Source organism: Rhizobium sp. CRRU65 (assembly GCF_048551595.1).
Classification (GTDB): domain Bacteria; phylum Pseudomonadota; class Alphaproteobacteria; order Rhizobiales; family Rhizobiaceae; genus Rhizobium; species Rhizobium leguminosarum_J.
This window is the reverse complement of the sequence record NZ_JBLYZH010000043.1, coordinates 1-1,924: the sequence shown is the minus strand read 5'-3', so window position 1 is coordinate 1,924 and position 1,924 is coordinate 1. Positions and strand designations below refer to the sequence as shown.

General features: G+C 60.8%; 1 protein-coding gene. It reads right to left on the bottom strand.

Annotated elements, in window-relative coordinates; translation table 11 throughout:
• Positions 1–1,924: beta strand repeat-containing protein (locus ACM5SV_RS36550; protein ID WP_419425527.1), on the bottom strand; the 1,924-nt coding region annotated here is incomplete at both ends.

The following is a 1,924-nucleotide window of genomic DNA, read 5'->3' as shown; positions in this document are numbered from 1 at the left end:
AGGTTCTCGACATTGATCAGTGCAGCGATCGAATAGGCTGCAAGCGCCGTGCGGATTTCGTCGGTGCCGGCACTGGCCAACTCGATGACGACGTCGCTCGCAGTGTCGACCACATAGATGTCGTTTCCAGCACCGCCTGCCAGCGTGTCGTTGCCGGCACCACCGTCCAGCAGATCGTTGCCGGCGCCGCCGATGATCGTGTTGGCGAGACTGTTTCCAGTCCCGATAAAATCGCCGCTGCCAATGAAAGCCAGGTTTTCGACATTGGCAATACCGGTCAAGGCATAGGAAGAAAGCACCGTCCTGATCAGATCGGTTCCTTCATTCAGCCCTTCGGTGACCACGTCGGCCAGATCATCGACGATATAGATGTCGCTGCCCGCTCCCCCGATCAAGCTATCGGCACCAGCCCCGCCATTCAGGATGTCATTACCGACACCACCAGTGATCGTGTTGGCAAGGCTATTACCTGTCCCGACAAAGGCTGCCGTTCCGACATAGATGAGGTTCTCGACATTGGCTCCCAGTGTGTAGGCGGCCAGTATCGTGCGAACCGTGTCGGTTCCCGCGGCGGCGTTCTCGGCAACGCTGTCGCCGGCATTGTCGACGATATAGGTGTCGTCGCCCGCACCGCCGATCATCGTGTCGGCGCCTGCCCCGCCATTCAGCGTATCGTTGCCGTCGCCGCCTGACAGCGTATCAGCGGCGGCCGCCCCTGTGATTACATTGTCGAGATCGTTTCCGGTGCCGGCAAAGGCTGCCGTTCCGATTCCGATATAGGTGAGGTTCTCGACATTGGCGTCAAGCGTATAGCTTGCCAGGGCCGTGCGAACCGTGTCGGTTCCCGCGGCGGCGTTCTCGGCAACGCTGTCGCCGGCATTGTCGACGATATAGGTGTCGTCGCCCGCACCGCCGATCATCGTGTCGGAGCCTGCCCCGCCATTCAGCGTGTCATTGCCGGCGCCACCGGTGATCGTGTTGGCGAGCGCATTGCCGGTGCCGGTGAAGTTGGCCGATCCCGTGTAGCTCAGGTTCTCGACATTGATCAGTGCAGCGATCGAGTAGGCTGCAAGCGACGTCTGGACCGTGTCTGTCCCCTCGTTCGCATTCTCGATCACAAGGTCGGTCGCGATATCGACGACATAAATGTCGTCACCCGTCCCACCTGACATCGTGTCGGAACCAGCACCGCCAATCAATGTGTCGTTGCCGCCAGCGCCAGTGAGCTTGTCGGCAACGACACCGCCCTCGATGATGTTGTCGAGCGCATTGCCCGTGCCGGCAAACGCGGCCGTACCGCCATAGGTGAGGTTCTCGACATTGACCCCCAGCGTATAGGCGGTCAGATTCGTCTGCACCGTGTCGATACCCTCATCGGCATTCTCGATGACAATGTCACCGGTGGAGATGACATAGGTGTCGTCGCCCATACCGCCATTTAGCGTGTCGACCCCGGCACCTCCAGCCAGGACGTTGTTCAGCGCGTTGCCTGTCCCGGCAAACGTACCAGTTCCGATATAGGCGAGGTTCTCGACATTGGCGGCAAGCGTATAGCTTGTCAGGGTCGTGCGAACCGTGTCGGTTCCCGCGGCGGCGTTCTCGGCAACGCTGTCGCCGGCATTGTCGACGATATAGGTGTCGTCGCCCGCTCCGCCGGTCAGCGTGTCGGCGCCTGCCCCGCCATTCAGCGTGTCATGGCCGGCGCCACCGGAAAGCGTATCAGCGGCAGCCGCCCCTGTAATTACATTGTCGAGATCGTTCCCGGTGCCGACAAAGTTCGTCGTTCCGATATAGGTGAGGTTCTCGACATCACTGCCAAGCGTGTAGCTCGCCAGTGTCGTCCGCACGGTGTCGGTCCCCGCAGCGGCGTTCTCGGCGACAACGTCACTCGCATTGTCGACCACATAGATGTCGTTGCCAGCGC